Here is a 19,823-nt window from a genome sequence, read left to right as displayed (position 1 = left end):
AGCCAGATCGACGGAAATACCTCGGGGGAAGCAGAAAATCAGGGGAGTGATCACGTGACCTTCTTTCTCGGTCTCGGCATTGCGGGAATCGTCCTGCTGGCCCTTTCCCTGATCTTCGGCGGCGTCCTCGAAGGGATGCTCGACGGCGTGCTCGACGGGCTCTTCGACGGACTGCTCTCGCTCCCGGTGATCGCCGGCTTCATCTCGATGCTCGGTTTCGGCGGCGCCATCGTGCTCGGCACGACGGGTGCCGGGCCGTTCGTGGCCACGGTCGCGGGCGTCGGGGCCGGTGTGGTCGCGGGCTGGCTGACCTGGAAGTTCAGCAAGGCCCTGATGGCGGACCAGACCTCCTCCACACCGCGCGGCGGCGACCTCGTCGGCACGTCCGGGATGGTCGTGACGGCCATCCCGGCCGACGGCTACGGCGAGGTCATGCTGCGGCTGGCCGGCCAGCCCGTCAAGTACGCGGCCAAGTCGCCGGCGCCGGTGGTGCGGGGCACCGAGATCTGGGTGGAGGCGGAGCTGTCGACGACGTCGGTGGCGGTCCGCCCGGTGGAGCGCTGACCACGCGCCACGGCCACCACCTCTTCCACCGGCTCACTCACCTCCGTACGCACCCACTCACCCACTCACCGACCACCCACACCCCACCAGCACCTGGCACCACAACAATCTGCCGTCCCCCATCCGGGAGGCAGGGGGGACACCTCTCATGAGTCCAGTAGCTCTCGCCGTCATCGGCATCGTCGTACTTCTCGTCCTGCTCGGCCTGGTCGTCATCACGCGGTACAAGGTCGCCGGGCCCAGCGAGGCCTTCATCATCACCGGCCGACGCGGCAAGAAGTCGACCGATCCGGTCACCGGCCTCACCAGCATCGACAACAGCGGCCAGAAGGTCGTCGTCGGTGGCGGCGTCTTCGTCGTGCCGTTCGTCCAGCAGAAGTTCACGCTGGACCTCTCCAGCCGGCACATCCCGATCGCCGTCCGCGGCGCGGTCACGCTGCGCGGTGTGAAGTCGAACCTCGAAGGCGTCGCGATCGTCAAGGTCGGGGGTGGCGAGGACGCGATCCGCGCGGCCGCCCAGCGCTTCCTCCAGCAGCAGGACGGCATCGTCGGCTTCACGCAGGAAGTGCTCTCCGGAGCGCTCCGCGCGATCGTCGGCCGCATGTCGGTCGAGGACATCATCCGCGACCGGGCCGCGTTCGCCGGTCAGGTGGCGGAGGAAGCCGAGACGAGCCTCTCCGGCCAGGGCCTGATCCTGGACGCCTTCCAGATCCAGGACATCACCACCGAGGGCTCCTACCTGGAGGACCTCGGCCGTCCGGAGGCCGCCCGCGCCAAGCAGGAGGCGGACATCGCCGAGGCGATCGCCAAGCGCGCCTCGGAGCAGGCCCGGCTGAAGGCGGCCGAGGAGATCGCCATCGCCGAGCGGACGTACTACCTGAAGCAGGCCGAGATCAAGGCCGAGACGGAAGCGGCGGCCGCCAAGGCCAACGCCGCCGGTCCGCTCGCCGAGGCCGCGCGCCAGCAGGAAGTGCTCAGCGAGCAGGAGAAGGTGGCCGAGCGCCAGGCGGCGCTGACCGACCGCGAGCTGGACACCAAGGTCCGTAAGCCCGCCGACGCCGCCCGCTACCAGGCCGAGCAGGAGGCGGAGGCCCGCCGCATCGCCCAGGTCAAGGAGGCCGAGGCGGACGCGGAGCGCTCGCGCCTGACCGGTCAGGGTGAGAAGCTCCACCGTTCGGCGCTGGCCGACGCGGTGCGCATCGAGGGTGAGGCCGAGGCCGCGTCGATCGCCGCGAAGGGTGCGGCGGAGGCGGAGGCCATGCAGAAGAAGGCCGACGCGTTCGCGCAGTACGGCGACGCGGCCGTCCTGCAGATGCTGGTCGAGGTGCTCCCGCAGGTCGTCGCGAAGGCCTCCGAGCCGCTGAGCGCGATCGACAAGATGACGGTGATCTCGACGGACGGCGCCAGCCAGCTGGCCCGTACGGTCACCGACAACGTCGCGCAGGGCGTGGAGCTGCTGAGCTCGACGACGGGCGTGGACGTGGCGCAGCTCCTGGACAACCTGAAGAACCGCACGACGAGCACCGTTCCTCAGAACGGGAACATGTCGGGAAACCCGTCCGGGAACAAGACCTCCGGGAACAAGTCCGAAGACAAGATCGAGATCACGGACTGAAGCACACCCGCTTCAGCACTCCCTACTGGGGGCCCGTGCCCGGCGAACGACAAACATCGCCGGGCACGGACGCGTTTATGAAGAACGTTACGGAAATCGGCCAACTCTGCGAACCAGGGCCCGCACGGCCTACATCCCGTCGGTAACCCCGGCCTCGGAGGCAGCGCCGACACCGGAGGCGGCAGCGGCGAGCTTCCCCCGCCACCCGTCGGGATCCCGCCCGGCCTCCACGGCGGCCGCAGCGTCCTCGGCGAGATCGATCCCCAGATCGGTGGCGCGCCGCTCGGCCCACCGCGCCCAGGCGGCGGCCTGCTGGCAGTCCGCGCACTCGGTCGCCCCGCCGTAGGACCGGAAGACATGCTCGTTCCCGGGCCCCTGACAGGTGACGAGCGGAGCAACGACGGGAGGCGGCTCAGGCGCGGCGGGGGCAGGCTCGGGGCCGGGCTCAGGCGCGGGCTCAGGGGCGGGGGCAGCCTCAGGCACAGATACGGGGGCGGGCGCTTCGGGCATCTTCTGTACGAGCCGATGCCGCAGGAACCCGACAGCGGACCGCACCCGCCCCGGCGGCAGCCCACTGCTCAGCACCTGCCGAAGCTCCGCACCGGACACCCCGCGCCGCAACCACTCCACAGCCAGTGCCACCAGCGAACGCGCCTCGGCAACACCGAGCCGCAGATCCCGCCGACACTCCCGCAGGGACAGCAACACCCGCTCCACCTGCGCCTCTTCAAACGAAAGCGCCCTCAACTCCACCTCACCATTGCTCGCTTGGGTGGGTGGGCGGAAAGAGTTCTCCCCCAGTTCTTCGTCTACCGGTAGTTGATGACCGACACTCCGAGCCCCCGGCTCACCGACGGCCGGAGACTGCGCACTCGGAGCCGTATCAACTCCCACACCGGCCTCGCGCCAGAGTGCACGAGCATCGACATCACTCAACGGCACATTGGAGAAGAGCTGATGGGTAGCCCACAACCCTCGCGCCCCAGGCACCTTCCGCTCATGCACGAACCCGTTCACGACCAACTGCTCCTTGGCCGTCTGATACCGCCGCCCCTTGATGCCCACCTCACGAGCATGCTCGGACAGAGCACGGCCGACTTGCCCTTCGGGCAACCCTTGGACGTAAGCGATCAAGACCTTCGCGTCACTGTTCAGACGCGGATGACGCATGACGTCGTGAGAGACCTTCGTGTAGCGCCGAACCGGCGCGATAGCATGCCAAAGCATCCCGGTGGACTCTTCTCCACTAGTTGGGTGAAGGCCCTCGGCTAGGTGCTGTAACACCACCGGGGGCCGCCCCATGCGTACGCACAGAGCGTGATGACACGATCACCGTACAGCAGGCAGGGGCTGACTGGCGCCCAAACCGCCCCGAGACGGCCTCAAGTCCCCCCACAGGGGCACAAGATCACCCTACCCAGGCCTGTCTGTTGAACGGTCAATTTGACGAAATCTCAACGCCGCCAAACACCCCGGCTGAGACGCTGCCCCCATGACCACGCCACTGACCGCCCGCCAACGCCTCTCAGAGCTCCACCGCTACGCGGCCGTCAGCGGCGAGGACTTCACCGCCCAGAACCTCGCATCCACCCGAACCAACCAACTGCGCTTCGCTCGCTGCTCATTCGCCGGAACGGACCTCCGCTACGCAACCCTGGAAGGCTGCTGGTTCAAGTTCTGCGACTTCACCGGCGCAGACCTACGAGGAGCCTCCCTACGCGGCGCGGTACTGGCAGGCTGCAACCTACGAGACGCCGACCTCCGCGACACGGACCTGACGGGCGCCAGACTGAGCAGCATCAACACGGGCATCCCGCGCCTGGGCCCCACGGACATCACCGGCGCCCGCTTCGAGCGAACAACACTGCGCAACGTCCAGGCCGACGCGGTGGTCGGCTGGCCCCCGGGATAGCGCTCCCTACGTCTCCTGGACGTCTACGGCGCACTGTCTTCGTGGCTGCATGCCCAGGGGATTCTTCACATGACACTCGAACTACCGCCCCGTGAAGCCGTAAACGTTACTCGCCCCTCCCGGCTCACCAGTATCAACCTGGCAGCAGGCCTCTTCGAAGGGAGCTAGAAGGCCACTCTGCCGATGCTCCGGGGGCTTTGCCGAGTCCTGGAAGAAAATGTCACCGAGGGGGGCACATGCCGAGTGATCCGCTCCAGGCAGAGGCGGGCTTACTTACGGCCAGGAGCCGTACCGTCTGGCAAGGGGTTCCCAAGGGCGCCTCAAGTCATCTTCCCGTCCTGGGCGTTGCCGGGGCCTTGGCTAGCTCGATTTCGCTGGTCAGGACGACGACTTGTGCGCTTAGGAGCCGCCCTCGACCACTTCTGGCTGTTCGCGAGCAGCTTCAACCGGCCTAGGCACGCCGCCCAAGCCACCCCACCAAATGTGCCCATCACTTCTCAAGGTAGCGGACACCCACATAGGGTGGGTGCCTAGAGGGCCGAGCGAGGCGCATCAGGCGTCCTCCACCCCTCCAGAAAAACACCTCCAACAGAGCTTACTCCGTTCACTACTGCTTCTCTTACGGTGAAGAAATGAAAGAGACGATACGTCAGAGACCACCGCAACATGGATCACATCGTACGGTTGGAACCAGCTCCTAGGCCACGCCCCCTCCGCACTGATCAAACTAAGCATGAAGAGGCATAGCCAAGAATGCAACTCACCATGGGCAACATCGGCCCAATTCGGACTGCATCAGTAAGACTGCGCCCACTTAATGTCCTCATCGGCCCAAACAACTCCGGGAAATCAATCTTTGCTACTGGCATGTATGCCGCGTGGTCGAGGACCGCCGCAGACTACGCCACACGAAGGATTCGCCTAGGAAAGTACTTCTCCAGCATTCCGGATGACCGAGCCTACGAGGCCAGCGCCTACGTCTTCGACTTTCTCGAGGAAGGCAAAGTTCCTCAAGTAGAGGAAATGCCTGACGCCATCGCCAATCTTTTCAGTGAATTGCTGCGCGAAATCATGAGCTTGTATTCACGCGCGATGGTGAGTGAATTTGAGAGAATTTTTGGCATGCCTCTGACTGAAATGCGCCGAAGGCAGCGGCGACTCACTAAGGGGACCATCAATGTCCAAAGCTGGCGGCCTGGCTGGTCCATTGATATTGAGATTACCTCACGTGGTACCAAAATCGATACGTCGCCTCCGGAGCTGAGCGATGTCTGGCCAAAAAGCGGATCCACTTCTTGGAAAAGAATTAAGAAGAGGGCAGACAATGTACAGGGACTCCCCAGGACCTACCTATTGAGGGAATTGACCACAGAGCTCGCCAGGAACTGCTTTCGAGAAATTCCGCTGCACACGAAATATTTGCCCGCCGCACGCTCAGGCCTACTCCAGTCACATAAGGCCTTGGCTGCATCTATGGTCAGACGTGCAGCCATGGCGGGTGTAGAGGAGATGAAAGTCCCAGCCATGAGTGGAGTCGTCGTTGACTTCCTAGGAGAGTTGCTTGAACTGGAGCCCCGCGACGTAAGTTTCTTCGCGGAGGAAGCTGAACAACTCGAGAATGAGATCCTCAGCGGAACGGTCCGACTAGAGGAAGATGCATTCGGATACCCTGAAATCATTTACACGCACGGACAGGGGGACTACCCACTGGCGCGGACTTCGTCGATGATCTCAGAGATCGCCCCAATCGTCGTATATCTGCGCCACATCCTCAATCGCAATGATCACCTAGTGATCGAGGAGCCCGAAGCGCATCTCCATCCGGCCAGCCAAACGGCTTTGGCTCGATGCATTTGCCGCCTTATCAACAAAGGTCTGCGGGTTTCGCTAACTACCCACAGCGAATTCTTCCTACAGCAACTCAATAACGCCATTATTGCCGGCTCCATCCCCGAGCCTGATGCCGATGAAGTGGGTTTCGGTGCCGACATTCGGCTCTCCCCCAGTAAAGTCGGCTCCTATCTTTTCGAGCCCACACCTAACGGAACGGAAGTTTCCTCGATCGAGATCAGCCCTGACGCCGGAATCTCACAAAGCAGTTTCTCCGAGGTGGAGGAGAAACTTTATGGCGAATCCGTTGTATTGAGTAGGCGCCTTGAAGAAGACGAATAAGGGCAGCCCACTCCTCGGTCCTGAGAGGCATAGGGACTGCTGCGGCATAACCAGCTCATTCCGGGAAGGTAAGTGCTCGATTTCTTTCCCCGGGAAATCGGAAAAATGGATCTGCCTTTCTGGGACTAAGTTTCAGGAGAATCACCAACCAGGGGGGAAACTTAGCGACCTATCTTTCTTTTGGGCTGTTGGCCAGGAACGTATAGTGCGGGCATATGCAATTGAACTTAAAGGAGGCGGGGCTAAGGCGGGGCACGTCGTGGAACAGATCCAGAAAGGGGCAGAACTGATTCACAAACTCACGGAGGGGACGCCAGTCGTTTTCGTCCCTGTTTTAGCCCATGCAGGTCTCACAACTCTGCAAATGAGGGATCTTAAGCGCGCACGAGTTAACTTTAGAGGGAGACCCTATATGATCTCTCTCGTGCGATGCGGGTCGAACATCGAAAAAATCCCCGTCTAGGTTCGCGCGTTCAAACTATTGCAATCTCAGCATAGGTCGATATAACGGCCTCGAGAGGGCCAGCCTCAGATCCAGTGATCATGGCTCTGCAGGCTAGCGCGCTTCAGGCATTAGGTGTACCCGCCCGGTGAAGCACGACATGGCACAAAGATTTTCGAGAACCCGCCGAAATAGCCCTGTAAAGCTGCGGAGCCGATCATCACGCCCCGACCTCGAAGTTGCCTCTTCTCTGGCACGCGGTTGATCGCTGAGATTGGCACGGGCGGCAGGCCGGGCTGCCGCAGGGCAGATACAGAATAACAGGCCAGGTTCGGCGCGGAGAGCGGAATGAACTGCCTTGATGAAGTGAGAGGTATATAGCGATAGAAGAAAGTGGTGTCGTGGCGCCGAACGTCGAGGCGGGGCTGCGCCGAAGGCGTCCAACATGCAAATTGTGTAAACCCCCAGACCATGCATCCAGCAACCTGTTCCGGGGTGATCCACTCAGCCCAAGAAGTCGACGCGTCGGACGCGCTACGACAACACCACCGATTTTTCCCATACCTCACGGCTGATGCTCCGTTCCAAGGGCCCGCCTTGGAACTCCCTTATTACATTTTTCATGTAGCCGAGCGAGTCAGCCGATGCCTACCGGGAGGCTATTGCGGGAGCAAGCCAAAAACAGATACACAGCCATAGTTGCTGAGCATCCATGCCTAAACCGGAACACGAGCAGACTCCTGTGCCCGGCCGCAGGGCTGATGATGCGGAGCTTGCCCTCCACACAAGGCAACTTGCCCATACCCTGGCAGCGACGAGCTGTGCAGAGAGGGGCAATGCCATGCCGAAGGACGCGACCCCGGACCCGTACACCGACCCTCTGGGGTTCGGACAACGCATGCAGATCCTCCGCACCCGGCGTGGTCTGAGCCGCCCCACCGTTGCTGGGCTCCTCGGCATGTCGCCCTCCTGGGTGAAGCAGGTCGAGCGAGGAGAGATCGGCATGCCCCGGCTTCCCGTCGTCCTCCGCATCGCTGAGCTGCTCCGCGTGCGTGACCTGGCCGACCTCACCGGCGACCAGAGCCCGTCCGTGGCCTTGTTCATCGGTCCCGGCCACCCACGGCTTCCCGCAGTCCGCGATGCGGTCAACGCCCTGACGCTGGACGGTGATCAAGAGGCGCCCTCCGCCTCGCACCTTGCTGCTCGGCTGGCCAGGGCTTGGGCCGCCAGGCACCGTACGGCCAACCACCGTGAGATTATTGGAGAGTTGCTCCCCGGGCTCATCCGGGATACTCAGCTCGCCGTACGGCAGTCGGACCGTGCTGGGGACCGGCGGGCTGCTCAGACCGTGCTCTCCGAGACGTACTCGCTCGCGCAGTTCTTCGTGGCGTACCAGCCCGACAGCGCCCTTCTCTGGCGGATTGCCGAGCGAGGCATGGTCGCGGCGCAGGAGTCCGAGGATCCGCATGCCATCGGGGTGGCCGCGTGGCTTGCCGCTCAGGCGCACCGGGACATGGGGCCGGCTCACTTCGATGCTGCGGACGCGATGACCACTGAGGCGCTCAACCACCTGGACCGGTTCCTGCCCGAGGCCGACGACCGGGTCCGTGCGATCGCGGGGGCGCTTCAGTTCGAGGCCGGGTACACGGCTGCCCGGCGCGGTGAGGCGGGGACGGCGTGGCGGTGGTGGAACGAGGCACAGAGGACGGCGAAGAAGCTGGACCCCGGCTACTACCACCCGGTGACCTCCTTCTCCCGCGCCATCATGGGCGCGCACGCGGTGACCGTGGCCGTCGAACTCCGCGCGGGTGGCGAGTCCGTACGGCAAGCCGTCGCCGCAGACCGGATGGCCATCCCGTCGCGCCCCAGGCTGGCCCGTCATCGGATCGAGGAGGCACGGGCCTACCACCTCGATGGTCAGCAGGAGACGGCTCTCGCCACGCTGGAGCGCGCGCACCAAGCCGCTCCGGAGACGATTCGGTACAACGGTTATGCCCGCCGGATCGTGCTGGAGGAGACCGAGTCGACGTTCCCCGCCCGGCGGCAGCGGGCAGCCGTCCTTGCCGGGCAGCTGGGATTGCTCGCCGCCTAGGGACGAACACCTGGACGAGGGGCAGGAATCCTGCCCCTCGTTCTCCGTGAGCGCTCCTACGGTCTGGACATACCGTCCATCAGTAGGAGAGCGATCATGCCCGTGAGGGACTTACCGCCCGTCCACGACCTGACCGAACAGCAGCAGCGCGGCTGGCACTGCGTCCGGTGCCGCGCACCGCTGAGCCCCGGTTCGGACATCGATCTCGGAGAGAAGCGGGTCACTCCGCCGGACGGCGCCGCCTACTCGTGGTTCCCGCGCGCCTGCGCCGACGGTGCGGCGTGCCGGGGACGGGAAGCGGGGGCGTCGTTGTGACCACGACCCATGGGCCTTCCTCGTCGGAGCCAGCCCTGCCCCCTCCCGGGAAGCCGAGCTGCGCCCAGCCTCCTGGCCAATTCTGCGGTCGTTGTGTCAAACCCCTGGCCGTCGGGGAAGCAGAAGTGCTCGACGACGGTGTGTCCATGTCCGGGGCCCGGCAGGGCATTTGGTTCCATCCGATCGGTCACCCCGAATGCCGGTCATACCCGGCCGTCGGCCTGGTACACCACGGACGCGCATCGCGGGGAAACCTGTGAAGCCGACCGGAACGATCGAGATCGCCGGGAAGACCTTGTCCCGCCTCAGCCTCGGCACCCTACGCCTGGCCGGTCCAGGGGGTTGGGGCGATTCCGAGGAACGCGCTCAGGCCGTCGGCCTGGGACTACACATCGCTCCTTGCGTGATCCCTAGACATCAGGGGCTCGCTTGCCGGCCGACGCTTCCCCGTGTTCGAGGGAAGGGACTGTCGTGATCCGCTCGACCGCCGGCCTGAGAAAGGTGAGTGTGAGCTCGGCTCGGCGGGCGGGCCATTGCTCCGTGGCTCGGCTGTGCTCCCCGTAGCGGCGTTGCCTGATGTCGTCCACGACCTCCTGCGGAGCTCCCATTTCGGTGAGGACGTCGAGAGCCTCGGCCTTGGTGATCAGCTTGCCGTCCCGCAACGTCACCGTTGCTCTGGCCAGGGTCAGCAGGCCGAGGTCGACCCAGATGTCGCGGGTCCAGTACTCGGGGTGATCGAGGGACGGTCGCCAGAAGGTCGCCAGGTCGCTGAGGATGAAGTCCGCGACCTGTGCGTCGGTTACCGGAGGCAGAAGGGCTGCCGGCGGTTGGCCGTACAAGGTGAGCCCGAAGTCGTGCAGTTCACGCCTGGTGACCGGTGTAACTGCCCGGTGCATGAGTTCCTCGTGGGCCCAGGTGAGGTGCGAACGTGCTGGATCGTCCAGTTCCGTGATTGCGGGGTAGCTGCAATGCAGCTTCGACGCGAGGGGAATGGCCCTCCCCAGGCGTTCGTGCACTTCCCCGAGCCGTTGTTCCTCCAGTGCTGTGCATGGTCGGTCGATGACGGCGATCAGGTCGAGGTCGCTGCGGCCCGGCTGGTAGTCGCCTCCGGCGAGTGATCCGTGCGCCCACACCGAAACCAGAGGCAACACCGGCCGGACGAGGCTGACGAAGTGGTCGAGGAGCCGGCCCGTGGCTTCATCCGTCATAGGGACAGTCTGTGTCGCATGGTGAGGAAAGGCCGTGATCTCAGAGGTTGTTGATCAGCATGGTCACCGAAGCCACGAGGACCACCGCCCCTACGGCACGGCTCATCATGTATCCGGCGTGCGTGGGTTCGGTCGCGTCGTAGTCCTTCACGAACGGCTTCTGCAGCGGACGGTTGATCTTCCACAGCAGCTGCGGTTTCACGACCTGGACAAGCGCCATCAAGATGACAAAGCACAACACCGCTACCATCATTGCCGACCTCTCGATCATGCGGGCGACGCCGCAGGTGCTGAAAAGGACACATACTTCTGGTGCCGGACCCACCGGCTCGGTTCGTGCCGTTCCATGTGCCCTCGGCTCCACGGAAGAGTCCAGTCCGCTTGCGATGGCACCCGAGCTCGGATCCGCCTGCGAGGTAGGACGGACCGGACGCATGCGCTTGTACGGAAGGCAGAAGGCGTTGCCCTCCAGGTCGCCCAGGACGTGTGAAGACGGTCGCGAGATGGAGTGCTGTCTCATCGGCTCACCAGCCGTCGAAATGGCGCGAGTTGGCATGGTCGGCACGGCGCGCACCAGCTCCGGTTCTTCACAGTTTCCGCGCCTTCTGGATCGCGTGACATGGCACCGTAGATCCACTGACAATTCGGACGGCTGGGTGTCCGGGTGTAGGGGGATCCTCATGCGCTTTCGTACGGTCGCGGCTTCGGCCGCACTCGCCTTACTCGCCGCGACCGGCGCGGCCGCCTGCTCGTCTCCGTCCGGTGCCGCGGAGACCTCCCGGCGCGCTACCGCTCCCGCCTCGGCGGAGTCCGCTCCGGTGGAAGGTATAGCCGGTCGAGTCGAGACCGGTGACCGGCAGAAGGGTGGGCCCACCTTCGACGGGCAGAGCGTGTCCCGGGCCTATGAGTGTGCGGTGGCCGCCGGGGAGATTCCGGCCGAGTGCGCTCTGGACCTCTCGTTCGCCGAGAGCAGCGACGGGGAGGCGGCCGTCGGAGCGCCCGACGCTCGGTAGGTCGTTTCCGGAGAGAGTCGGAGCACACGGAGGGGGGCAGGCACCGGTCCGGTGCCTGCCCCCCTCCGTGTGCTCCTGCCGGCCGAAACTTTCCCCGCGCTCGGCGATCCCTTAGCCTCACATCCTGTTCACATTCGGCCATGGATGACTTCTCAGCAGAAGTCGGGTGCGGGGGTAGTGAAAAATGCGTGAAAACTGGCGCATAAAGCTGAGCGTTCTCGCTGGTGTGTCAGCACTTGCGTTCTCGGCTCTCACCGTGGTGCCTGCCGTGGCCGAGGAAGCGGCGGGAGGTCTTCAGGAGGTGGAGATGCCCGCCGACGTCACGATCGTGGAAGGCTTCGCTCCGGCGGACGGGGTCGATATTCCCTCCCTGGAGCCCGAAGCCGAGGCCGCGGACGACAAGGCCGGCACCTCCTCCTCCGCAGCCACCGTAGCCGCCAAGGCCGCCCCCGCCGCCAACACCTGCCTCGGGTCCACCGCCGCCTACGGCGCCAAGGGGTGCTTCCAGCACAACGGTGACATCGTCTGGTCCGGCGACACCCGGAAGGACGGCATGTCCTCCGCCGTCGGCGTCTACACCGACTACGGGCGAGCAGCCGAGGTCTGCGTCAACAAGCTCGGCGTGAACACCTGGGCCACCTGCGACAAGGACTACCGCGAGACCGGGAACGTACGCCTGCGGGTGCTGCGATACGACGGTGACACCGGGAAGTTCTACCAGCCCGAGTCATGGTCCGGATGGATTCCGGTCGACGGGAAGTACTGAGAGGTCCTGATCCGTCCTCGGGATGGACGTGAGGGATCGGCTCGCGCGCGCCGCGGGTGACGGGCACGCTGCGGCGGTGGCGCGGCTGCTGGGTGACGGTGCCGAGATGGACGGTCTCGGCGGAGACGGGCGTTCCGCGCTGGACCTCGCGCGGTGCGTGCGGGGCATGTGGACGTGGTCCGGGTGCTCCTTGAGGCCGGTGCGGAGCCGCAGAAGCAGGAGGCGTACGCCCTCGTCTTCGCCGCTCTGCGTGCTGCCGGGGTCGTGGGCTGAGCCCCGTTCCCCGTCCGCTCCCGAGAGCCTCGGAGAGTCGTCGAACGAACGTCCAGGCGTCCGTTTGCGTACGGTGGACGGTTTCCAGCCTGTCGATAAGGTATGGGCCGGATAAAGAGATCACCAGGTGCGCCGGGACACGACGCACGTCTCGGGAGGCAGTCATGGGAACCCGTCGCACGTCCTTGCCCGGTGTGGGTGCTCAGTACGACTTCACCACCGAGACCGGGCAGCACATCTCCGTCGTCGTCCACCACGACGGCCGGCGGTTCATCGGGTTCTACGAACAGGACGACCCTGATTCGTGCCGGTTGTCCGTGCCCCTGACGACCACCGAAGCGACCGCGCTGGCCCACCTCATCGACCCCGCGCCCATCGACGCCGTACGGACCGAAGGCATCGACCTCGTCACCGAGCACATTCCGCTCGGATCCCGATCCCCTTACGGCGGGCGTCTGTTGGGCGAGACGCGGGCGCGGACCCGGACCGGGGCGTCCATCGTGGCGGTGCTGCGTACGCACAGCGCACACCCCTCACCCGAACCGGACTTTCGACTCGCCATCGGAGACACGCTCGTCGCCGTCGGTACGCGTGAGGGCGTCGACGCGCTCTCCGAGATCATTGCGGAGGGCTGACCGTGCACGACACGACTGCACTGCTGGTGGAGCTGGGCGCCGTCATCCTCGGGCTCGGGCTCATCGGGCGGGTCGCCGGGCGGATAGGGCTCTCACCGATTCCGCTGTATTTGCTCGCGGGGCTCGCTTTCGGCCACGGCGGGCTCATCCCGCTGGATGCGAGCGAAGAGTTCACCATGGTCGGCGCCGAGATCGGCGTGATCCTGCTGCTGCTCCTGCTGGGGCTTGAGTACAGCGCCTCGGAGCTGGTGACCAGCCTCAAGACGCAATATCCGTCCGGGGCCGTCGACTTCGTCCTCAACGCGACGCCCGGTGCCGTCGCCGCGCTCGTCCTCGGCTGGGGGCCCGTCGGTGCCGTCGCGCTCGCCGGGGTCACCTGGATCTCGTCCTCCGGCGTGATCGCCAAGGTGATGACCGACCTCGGCCGGCTCGGCAACCGCGAGACCCCCGTCATCCTCGGCGTCCTCGTCATGGAGGACCTGGCGATGGCGGTCTACCTGCCGCTGCTCACCGCCCTGCTCGCCGGGGTCAGTCTGGCAGGCGGCAGCCTCGCCCTCGTCATCGCGCTCGGGACCGTCGGCTTCGTGCTGTACCTGGCCCTGCGCCACGGCCGCCTCATCAGCCGCGCGGTCTCCTCCGACAACCCCGAGATGCTGCTCCTGGTCGTCCTCGGCCTCACCGTGCTCGTCGCCGGAGTCGCCCAGCAGCTCCAAGTCTCGGCCGCCGTGGGCGCGTTCCTCGTCGGCATCGCGCTCTCCGGTGAGGTCGCCGAAGGGGCTCGTAAGCTGCTCACGCCGCTGCGCGATCTGTTCGCCGCCGTGTTCTTCGTCTTCTTCGGGCTCTCCACCGACCCTGCCGAGATCCCGCCGGTGCTGCTGCCCGCCGCCATCCTGGCCGTCGTCACGATCCTCACCAAGATCGCCACCGGCTGGTACGCGGCCCACCGCGTTGGCATCGGTCCGCGCGGGCGCTGGCGGGCGGGCGGCACGCTCGTGGCGCGCGGGGAGTTCTCCATCGTCATCGCCGGTCTCGCCGTGGCCACCGAGCCCCGCATCGGGCCGCTGGCCACCGCGTACGTGCTGATCCTCGTCATCGCCGGTCCGCTCACCGCCCGTTGGACCGAGCCCGCCGCCGCGAAGATCCAGGCTCTGCGGGGCGTGAAGTCCGGTGGCGCGGTGGCGGAAGCGCCACCGAAGGCCGCCCCCGAGCGCCGGCTCGGCGACCACGACGAGCTCACGCCGGAGCCCGCCGGCGAGGCGCGCGGCGACTGATCGACCCGCACGAACCGCTCCGGCCGGTTCGGGCCGCCGTCACCACGGCTGCCTGGATCGGCCGTTGTGCTGTCGGGTGGGCTGTCCGGTGTGCTGTGTGGTGCGGTTTGCTGCTCGGTGTGCTGTGTGGTGCGCTGTGCGGTTTGCTGCTCGGTGTGCTGTGAGCTGCGCTGTCCGGAAATCGTCCTCGCGCGTTGAGCCCACCCCGTGAACCCGGGGCGGGGCCCCACCGTCCCTGCTAGCTTCTACACGTCTGTAGAGTTTTCTTTTGTTCCGGCATTGCACCGCAACGTATGGAGATGTCATGGCCCTGTGGGATCGGATCAAGGAATCCGCTTCGTCTATGCAGACGCAGCTGGAGGCGAAGAAGAACGACCTGAAGTCGGGGGCGTTCCGGGACGCGAGCATGGCCATGTGTGCTCTGGTCGCCGCCGCCGACGGCTCCATCGACCCGTCCGAGCGCCAGCGTGTCGCCGCGCTCATCGCGAGCAACGACGTCCTGCAGAACTTCCCCGCGGACGACCTGCAGCGGCGTTTCAACGACTACCTCAACAAGCTCACCGCCGACTTCGACTTCGGCAAGGTCAGCGTGCTCCAGGAGATCGCCAAGGCGAAGAAGAAGCCCGCCGAGGCGCGTGCCGTCATCCAGATCGGCATCATCATCGGTGGCGCCGACGGCGACTTCGACAAGACCGAGCAGGCCGTCGTGCGCGAGGCGTGCTTCGCCCTCGACCTGCCGCCGCACGAGTTCGACCTGTAGGGGTACGAGTCTTCGGGCCGGCCGGGGGCTCACAGCTCCTTGGCCGGCCAGTCCAGCAGGCGCGCGCCGATCACCGCCGTCTGCAGGCTGTAGCGGTGCATCGGGTCGGCCGGGTCAGAGCCGGTGAGCTGGTGGATGCGTTCCAGGCGGTACGTCAGCGCCCGTACGCTCAGCGCCAGGCGGCGGGCCGTCTCGGCCGCCACGCAGCCCGCGTCGAAGTAGACCGCCAGCGTTTTCAGCAGCGGCTCCGCGCCGCCCCGCGCCTTCTGGAGCGGGCCCAGCTCGCTGCGTACGAGATCCGCCATCGCCTGCCGGTCCCGGGTCAGCACCGGGTAGACCAGGAGGTCCGAGGCGTAGAGCACGGGGTCGTCCATGCCCATCCGGTCCGCCAGGTCCAGCGCCTCCAGTGCCTCGTCGTAACTGTGGACCACGCCGCCGGGGCCCTTGTGCGGGCGGCCGATCGCGACCTGGCCGCCGTCCGTCGCCGCGTGCGACTGCTTGGCGAAGTAGCGCAGGACGTCGGGCTGGCTGCCGGGCGCGATGCAGACGATCCGGCCGTCCTTCGTCGTCAGCAGGATCTTGCGGCCGCTGAACCGGGTCAGCAGCGCCGCCTCCACGCTCCGCGGCACCGCGTCCGTCTCCGTGTACGCCTCCGGGCCCGTCGCCACCGCGACCGCGTGCGCCCGCGAAAGCCGCAGGCCGAAGCGGGTGGCGCGCTCCGCGAGGCGGACCAAGTCGCTCCGCCCGTACAGGAGATCGTCGATGAACTCGCGGCGTGCCGCCTCCTCCCGACGCACCGTCAGCCGCTGCGCGCGCTCGAACCCTTCGGCGAAGGCGTCCACCGACTGCTCCACCGCGGCCAGCACCGCGTCCGCCACGGCGGGGCTGTTTCCGGCAGCCGCCTTTGGCCAAGCCTCTCGTGTCTGGGCCAGATGCATCGTCACCAGCGCCCGCAGCTGATGGCCCGCGTCGGCCGCTTCCCGGCCCAATGCCCGGCGCATCTCCAGTTCGTTACGCGTCAGACGGCGTCCTGTTGTGGCGACTTCACCCAGAATCTGGGCATAATTTCCCAGCATTTCCTCAGGGATCCTTGGCTCTGCCACGCACACTCCTTCAGCCTTGCAACAGTCCTGTCATTTCCCCAACGCACACCGGGCGGTGCCGGTGCCCGGCATCAGGAAAGCGTAAAGATTGCCGGAATCCGGCAATGCGGTGGGTGGGTGTCCGATGACAGGATCAGGTCAGCAACACAACGGGGGAACACACGGGGGCACGGGGGAGCACGGGGAACGGGGATACGGGGGATACGGGGAAAACAGGCGGCCCGCCGGGCGATTCACGGGGGATCCACGGGGGATCCGGATTCGGCGGCGGGCACCTGAAGGGAACGACCCGGTGGCTGCGGCAGCCTTCGCAGTGCCGTAGCGCCGGGCCCCGCCGCCGATCACCGGACCGAACCTTGTGTACCGAACGTGGTGAACGTCGCGGCCCGGTGAGCTGTCACCACTCCCCCGTACCGGAAGACCGCGCACCGCCATCCGGCCGGCGCGCAGAATCGCAGAGGGGGCGGGACCGATGGACGAGTTCCTGAACGCGGCACTCGGCTTCCCCGCCGTCATCTTCGGCGCGGCGCTCGTGGTGGTCGTCTGCTTCTGGCTGCTCGTACTCGCCGGCGCCGCCGACCAGCACTCCTTCGACGCGGACCTCGACTCCGGCGCGGCCGGCTTCGGCGGCGTACCCGTCACCGTCTCCGTATCGCTGCTCGTCGTCATCGGCTGGTTCGGCAGCCTGACCGGCACCGTCCTGGTGCACCGGCTCCCGGCCACCGGCGCCACCCGCGCGGTGCTGGCCGTCGCCGTACTCGCCGGATCGCTGTTCCTCGCCTGGGGCACCGTCCGCCTTCTCGCACACCTCTTCCGCCGGTACTTCCCGGCGGAACCTCCGCCATCGCGCCGGGACTTCGTCGGGCGCGTGTGCACCATCCGCACCGGCTCCGTCAGCGCCGCCTTCGGCCAGGCCGAGGTCGCCGCGGCCGACGGCTCGACGGCCATCGTCCAGGTCCGCCAGGCCCCCCGCGTCGCGCACCTCGCCGAGCTGCACGCCGAGGAGCGCCTCGTCTCGGGCAGCACGGGACTCCTCTACGCGTACGACGAAGAGGGCGAGTTCTTCTGGGTGTCGCCGTACGACGCGGCCCTCGACCCGGGCCCGCAGGCGAGACCGGGCGGGGCGGCTGGGCGGCCGGGCGTCACGGGCGGCTGACGCCGATCGGCGTGTGGTGCCGGGTGCCAGGTGCGGTGCCGGTGCCGGTGGGCGGTGCGGGTGCCCGGTGTGGTGCCGGTGCTGGTGTGCGGTGTCCGCTCCGGTCCGGGCGGTCGCGGGCCGCCCGTGCGGCGCCGGCCTGACGGCGCGCGTCCTTCCTTCTTCTCCTCCTTCTCCTTCTTCTTCATTGTTCTTCGCCTGTCTTCGAACTCCCAAGGACTCTTATGGATGCCATCTCCTTGGGCATCGGCGTGCTGATCGCCGTTGTCCTGCTCATCGTCGTCGCCATCGCCTTCGTCATCACCCGGCTGTTCCGCAAGGTCGAGCAGGGCAAGGCGCTGATCATCTCCAAGACCAAGAAGGTCGACGTGACCTTCACCGGTGCCGTCGTCCTGCCCGTGCTCCACAAGGCCGAGACGATGGACATCTCGGTGAAGACGATCGAGATCCGCCGTGCCGGGCGGGAAGGTCTGATCTGCCAGGACAACATTCGCGCCGACATCCAGATCACCTTCTTCGTCCGGGTCAACAAGACCGTCGAGGACGTCATCAAGGTCGCGCAGTCCATCGGTACGCAGCGCGCCAGCGACAAGGTCGCCATCCAGGAGTTCTTCGCGGCGAAGTTCTCCGAGGCCCTCAAGACCGTCGGCAAGCAGCTCGACTTCGTCGACCTGTACACCAAGCGCGAGGAGTTCCGGGACCGGATCATCCAGGTCATCGGGACCGACCTGAACGGCTACCACCTCGACGACGCCGCGATCGACTTCCTTGAGCAGACCCCGATGTCGCAGCTCGACGGCGCCAACATCCTCGACGCCCAGGGCATCCGGAAGATCACCGAACTGACGGCGATCGAGCACGTGCGCACCAACGAGTTCCAGCGCACCGAGCAGAAGGAGATCACCCGGCAGGACGTCGACGCCCGGGAGACCATCCTGGAGCTGGAGCGCCGGCAGGCCGAGGCCGAGATCAAGCAGCGCCGCGAGGTCGAGACCCTGCGGGCCCGCGAGGAGGCGGCCACCGCGCGGGTGCAGGAGGAGGAGCGGCTCGGTTCGCAGAGCGCGTTCATCAAGACCGAGGAGCAGCTCGGCATCCAGCGCGAGAACCAGGCGCGGGAGATCGCCGTCGCGCAGAAGAACCGTGAGCGCGTCATCGCCGTCGAGAGCGAGCGGATCGAGAAGGACCGGATGCTGGAGGTCATCGGGCGCGAGCGCGAGACCGAGCTGAACCGGATCGCCGCCACGAAGGAGGTCGAGGCCGAGCGCCGCGAGGTCGCCGACGTCATCCGCGAGCGGATCGCGGTGGACCGTACGGTGGCCGAGCAGGAGGAGTCGATCCTGACCCTGCGGGCCGTCGAGGACGCGGAGCGGGCCCGTAAGTCGGTCATCATCGCGGCCGAGGCGGAGGCCCAGGAGAAGCTGGTCAAGGACATCAAGGCGGCCGAGGCGGCGGAGGCGGCCTCCTCGCACCTGGCGGCCGAGCAGCTCACGCTCGCCGAGGCGCGGCTGAAGACCGCCGAGCTGGACGCGCAGGCCAAGCTGCGGCTGGCGGAGGGTGTGCAGGCCGAGTCGGCCGCCCCCGGGCTCGCCGCGGTGCAGGTCCGCGACGCGGAGGCGGAGGTCATCGAGAAGGCCGGTCTCGCGGAGGCCGAGGCCACGGCGGCCCGGCTCAAGGCCGAGGCGGAGGGCGCGCGGCTGAAGGCGCTGGCCACGGCGGAGGGTACGCAGGCCCAGGCGTCGGCGGACGCGGCCGTCATCGGCGAGAAGCTGAAGGCGGAGGCCGCGGGGCTCACGGAGAAGGCGGCCGCCATGGCGGCGCTGGACGAGGCGTCCCGTACGCACGAGGAGTACCGCCTGCGGCTCGACGCGGAGAAGGAGATCCGGCTGGCCGGGCTCGACGTGCAGCGGCAGGTGGCCGAGGCGCAGGCGACGGTGCTGGCGACCGGGCTGGAGAACGCCGACATCGACATCGTCGGCGGCGAGTCCGTCTTCTTCGACCGGCTCGTCTCGTCGATCTCGCTCGGCAAGGCGGTGGACGGGTTCGTGGACAACTCGCAGACCGCGCAGGCGCTGGCGGGGCCGTGGCTGGACGGGTCGTCGTCCTTCACGGATGACCTGAGCCGGGTGCTGGGGTCGGTCTCCACGGGTGATGTGCAGAACCTGACGGTCTCGGCGCTGCTGATGCGGCTGATGGGGTCGTCGGGGGCGGCGCCGGGACAGGTGGAGCAGTTGCTGGCGGCGGCGAAGGAGTTGGGGCTGGCGGATCTGCCGGTGTCTTCGGCGGGGGGCGGCGCCGGTACGAAGGTCGCTCCCGCGGGGGGTGTGGTGGCCCGGAACGGGGCCGGAGCGGTGGCGTAGTTCCGGCGCCCGGCCGCAGCCCGTGCGGTGCTTGAGGACGGAACCGGCGGCTGGGAAGGGTTCCCCGACCCACACGCCGGAAGCAGGACGACCAGCCCAAGGGTTCCGTCCTCGAACGCCGGACGGGCTGGGAAGGGCCCCGGACGGGCTGGATAGCACCCCGGGCGGG

Annotated in this window: 17 protein-coding genes; 13 read left to right on the top strand and 4 right to left on the bottom strand. The window is 66.8% G+C overall.

What is annotated here, in order from left to right:
* Positions 1-54 precede the first annotated feature (54 nt).
* Together ACIRR8_RS10395 and ACIRR8_RS10390 are read left to right on the top strand one after the other, a co-directional pair.
* A complete protein-coding gene (locus ACIRR8_RS10395; RefSeq protein ID WP_404061622.1) occupies positions 55-564 on the top strand; it encodes a hypothetical protein in 510 nt (169 codons plus the stop codon).
* A gap of 148 nt (positions 565-712) precedes the next feature.
* Entirely contained in the window at positions 713-2,179 is a 1,467-nt protein-coding gene (locus tag ACIRR8_RS10390; RefSeq protein WP_404061619.1) for a flotillin family protein, read from the top strand.
* A 129-nt stretch (positions 2,180-2,308) separates the two neighbouring features.
* Here the strand turns inward: ACIRR8_RS10390 and ACIRR8_RS10385 are convergent, their stop codons facing one another.
* On the bottom strand, positions 2,309-3,406 hold the full coding sequence (locus ACIRR8_RS10385) for a hypothetical protein (protein ID WP_404061617.1): 1,098 nt from the start codon (positions 3,404-3,406) through the stop codon (positions 2,309-2,311).
* 265 nt (positions 3,407-3,671) lie between these two features.
* Here ACIRR8_RS10385 and ACIRR8_RS10380 point away from each other — a divergent pair, with 265 nt between their 5' ends.
* From ACIRR8_RS10380 to ACIRR8_RS10365, 4 genes are all read left to right on the top strand, one after another.
* The gene (locus ACIRR8_RS10380) at positions 3,672-4,091 is read left to right on the top strand and encodes a pentapeptide repeat-containing protein (RefSeq protein ID WP_404061615.1); all 420 of its coding nucleotides are present in this window, start codon (positions 3,672-3,674) and stop codon (positions 4,089-4,091) included.
* 765 nt (positions 4,092-4,856) lie between these two features.
* Positions 4,857-6,263 (top strand): AAA family ATPase, encoded by a 1,407-nt coding sequence (locus ACIRR8_RS10375; RefSeq protein ID WP_404061613.1) that lies wholly within the window; start codon positions 4,857-4,859, stop codon positions 6,261-6,263.
* Between the two features lie 1,283 nt (positions 6,264-7,546).
* A complete protein-coding gene (locus tag ACIRR8_RS10370) occupies positions 7,547-8,797 on the top strand; it encodes a helix-turn-helix domain-containing protein (protein ID WP_404061611.1) in 1,251 nt (416 codons plus the stop codon).
* A gap of 96 nt (positions 8,798-8,893) precedes the next feature.
* Positions 8,894-9,112, top strand: a complete 219-nt coding sequence (locus ACIRR8_RS10365) for a hypothetical protein (protein WP_404061609.1) — start codon at positions 8,894-8,896, stop codon at positions 9,110-9,112.
* 410 nt (positions 9,113-9,522) lie between these two features.
* Here the strand turns inward: ACIRR8_RS10365 and ACIRR8_RS10360 are convergent, their stop codons facing one another.
* Positions 9,523-10,320, bottom strand: coding sequence for a nucleotidyltransferase (locus tag ACIRR8_RS10360; protein WP_404061606.1), 798 nt, complete (start codon positions 10,318-10,320; stop codon positions 9,523-9,525).
* Between the two features lie 40 nt (positions 10,321-10,360).
* The gene (locus ACIRR8_RS10355) at positions 10,361-10,540 is read right to left on the bottom strand and encodes a DUF6199 family natural product biosynthesis protein (RefSeq protein WP_404061604.1); all 180 of its coding nucleotides are present in this window, start codon (positions 10,538-10,540) and stop codon (positions 10,361-10,363) included.
* A gap of 460 nt (positions 10,541-11,000) precedes the next feature.
* On the opposite strand from ACIRR8_RS10355, the gene ACIRR8_RS10350 reads away from it, so the two are divergent.
* The 5 genes from ACIRR8_RS10350 (at position 11,001) to ACIRR8_RS10330 (ending at position 15,038) form a co-directional block, all read left to right on the top strand.
* Positions 11,001-11,333 carry a hypothetical protein gene (locus tag ACIRR8_RS10350; protein WP_404061601.1) on the top strand — a complete coding sequence of 111 codons (333 nt, stop codon included), beginning with the start codon at positions 11,001-11,003 and terminating at the stop codon, positions 11,331-11,333.
* 184 nt (positions 11,334-11,517) lie between these two features.
* The gene (locus ACIRR8_RS10345) at positions 11,518-12,099 is read left to right on the top strand and encodes a hypothetical protein (RefSeq protein WP_404061598.1); all 582 of its coding nucleotides are present in this window, start codon (positions 11,518-11,520) and stop codon (positions 12,097-12,099) included.
* A 437-nt stretch (positions 12,100-12,536) separates the two neighbouring features.
* Positions 12,537-13,007: a cation:proton antiporter regulatory subunit gene (locus ACIRR8_RS10340; protein ID WP_382067316.1), complete on the top strand. Its 471-nt coding sequence runs from the start codon at positions 12,537-12,539 to the stop codon at positions 13,005-13,007.
* Positions 13,008-13,009: 2 nt separating this feature from the next.
* Positions 13,010-14,278: a cation:proton antiporter gene (locus ACIRR8_RS10335; protein WP_404061595.1), complete on the top strand. Its 1,269-nt coding sequence runs from the start codon at positions 13,010-13,012 to the stop codon at positions 14,276-14,278.
* Between the two features lie 304 nt (positions 14,279-14,582).
* Complete coding sequence (locus ACIRR8_RS10330; RefSeq protein ID WP_404061592.1) at positions 14,583-15,038, top strand: tellurite resistance TerB family protein; 456 nt, start codon at positions 14,583-14,585, stop codon at positions 15,036-15,038.
* A gap of 29 nt (positions 15,039-15,067) precedes the next feature.
* Here ACIRR8_RS10330 and ACIRR8_RS10325 read toward each other — a convergent pair whose 3' ends face one another.
* The gene (locus tag ACIRR8_RS10325; protein WP_404061589.1) at positions 15,068-16,141 is read right to left on the bottom strand and encodes a PucR family transcriptional regulator; all 1,074 of its coding nucleotides are present in this window, start codon (positions 16,139-16,141) and stop codon (positions 15,068-15,070) included.
* 472 nt (positions 16,142-16,613) lie between these two features.
* On the opposite strand from ACIRR8_RS10325, the gene ACIRR8_RS10320 reads away from it, so the two are divergent.
* Positions 16,614-17,297 (top strand): hypothetical protein, encoded by a 684-nt coding sequence (locus ACIRR8_RS10320; protein WP_404061586.1) that lies wholly within the window; start codon positions 16,614-16,616, stop codon positions 17,295-17,297.
* 224 nt (positions 17,298-17,521) lie between these two features.
* The gene (locus ACIRR8_RS10315) at positions 17,522-19,654 is read left to right on the top strand and encodes a flotillin family protein (protein WP_404061584.1); all 2,133 of its coding nucleotides are present in this window, start codon (positions 17,522-17,524) and stop codon (positions 19,652-19,654) included.
* The last annotated feature ends 169 nt before the right edge of the window (positions 19,655-19,823 follow it).

This window comes from Streptomyces sp. NPDC101178 (genome assembly GCF_044767965.1).
Taxonomy (GTDB): domain Bacteria; phylum Actinomycetota; class Actinomycetes; order Streptomycetales; family Streptomycetaceae; genus Streptomyces.
Note: the sequence above shows the minus strand (reverse complement) of the source record. Positions and strands in the feature narration are given on the sequence as shown.

What these genes read in the sequence shown, in the direction of transcription:
- ACIRR8_RS10365 (WP_404061609.1), top strand. Translation starts at nt 8,894, where the DNA reads ATGCCCGTGAGGGACTTACCGCCCGTCCACGACCTGACCGAACAGCAG.
- ACIRR8_RS10340 (WP_382067316.1), top strand. Translation starts at nt 12,537, where the DNA reads ATGGGAACCCGTCGCACGTCCTTGCCCGGTGTGGGTGCTCAGTACGAC.
- ACIRR8_RS10360 (WP_404061606.1), bottom strand. Translation starts at nt 10,320, where the DNA reads ATGACGGATGAAGCCACGGGCCGGCTCCTCGACCACTTCGTCAGCCTC.
- ACIRR8_RS10345 (WP_404061598.1), top strand. Translation starts at nt 11,518, where the DNA reads ATGCGTGAAAACTGGCGCATAAAGCTGAGCGTTCTCGCTGGTGTGTCA.
- ACIRR8_RS10355 (WP_404061604.1), bottom strand. Translation starts at nt 10,540, where the DNA reads ATGGCGCTTGTCCAGGTCGTGAAACCGCAGCTGCTGTGGAAGATCAAC.
- ACIRR8_RS10370 (WP_404061611.1), top strand. Translation starts at nt 7,547, where the DNA reads ATGCCGAAGGACGCGACCCCGGACCCGTACACCGACCCTCTGGGGTTC.
- ACIRR8_RS10320 (WP_404061586.1), top strand. Translation starts at nt 16,614, where the DNA reads ATGGACGAGTTCCTGAACGCGGCACTCGGCTTCCCCGCCGTCATCTTC.
- ACIRR8_RS10350 (WP_404061601.1), top strand. Translation starts at nt 11,001, where the DNA reads ATGCGCTTTCGTACGGTCGCGGCTTCGGCCGCACTCGCCTTACTCGCC.
- ACIRR8_RS10390 (WP_404061619.1), top strand. Translation starts at nt 713, where the DNA reads ATGAGTCCAGTAGCTCTCGCCGTCATCGGCATCGTCGTACTTCTCGTC.
- ACIRR8_RS10385 (WP_404061617.1), bottom strand. Translation starts at nt 3,406, where the DNA reads ATGCTTTGGCATGCTATCGCGCCGGTTCGGCGCTACACGAAGGTCTCT.
- ACIRR8_RS10380 (WP_404061615.1), top strand. Translation starts at nt 3,672, where the DNA reads ATGACCACGCCACTGACCGCCCGCCAACGCCTCTCAGAGCTCCACCGC.
- ACIRR8_RS10330 (WP_404061592.1), top strand. Translation starts at nt 14,583, where the DNA reads ATGGCCCTGTGGGATCGGATCAAGGAATCCGCTTCGTCTATGCAGACG.
- ACIRR8_RS10315 (WP_404061584.1), top strand. Translation starts at nt 17,522, where the DNA reads ATGGATGCCATCTCCTTGGGCATCGGCGTGCTGATCGCCGTTGTCCTG.
- ACIRR8_RS10375 (WP_404061613.1), top strand. Translation starts at nt 4,857, where the DNA reads ATGGGCAACATCGGCCCAATTCGGACTGCATCAGTAAGACTGCGCCCA.